The organism is Saccharothrix sp. ST-888 (assembly GCF_000955975.1).
Taxonomy (GTDB): Bacteria; Actinomycetota; Actinomycetes; order Streptomycetales; family Streptomycetaceae; genus Kitasatospora.
The window spans coordinates 1-370 of the sequence record NZ_JYJF01000509.1 but is presented as its reverse complement, the minus strand read 5'-3'; the positions used below and the strand labels follow the sequence as shown (position 1 = coordinate 370).

Genomic DNA, 370 nt, shown 5'->3' with positions numbered 1-370 from the left:
CCTGGACCAGGCGATGCACGAGGACGGCCACCCCGTGGTAGAGGAGGAGTTCGTCAGCCTCGTACTAATCGGCGTCGGTGCTCACCGCATCGCGGAGATCGTTAACTCTGGACAGGTGGCGCCGCTGCTGGTGCGGTGCGGCGATCAGGTGCGGGATCTGGAACTGGCGGAGACCGTGCCGCGGCTCGGCGGTCAGCTCTGCGAGGTGGTCAACGCCCGGCACGGGGGGCGGGCCGTGGTCGGCGACGTCCGGGTGAAGGGGCTCGACGCCGTGGAGGCGGCGGCCGCCGTGCTCGGCGGGTTCCGGGAGGCGGCCGAGGAGGAGCCCGAACTAGCCAAGGTGGCCGGCTGGCTGGCCGTCAGCCTGGAC

At 71.9% G+C, this 370-nt stretch carries 1 protein-coding gene; it reads left to right on the top strand.

The features are described from left to right. Positions 1–13: 13 nt before the first annotated feature. A partial coding sequence (locus UK12_RS33625; RefSeq protein WP_231591493.1) for a hypothetical protein occupies positions 14–370 on the top strand: 357 nt, incomplete at its 3' end.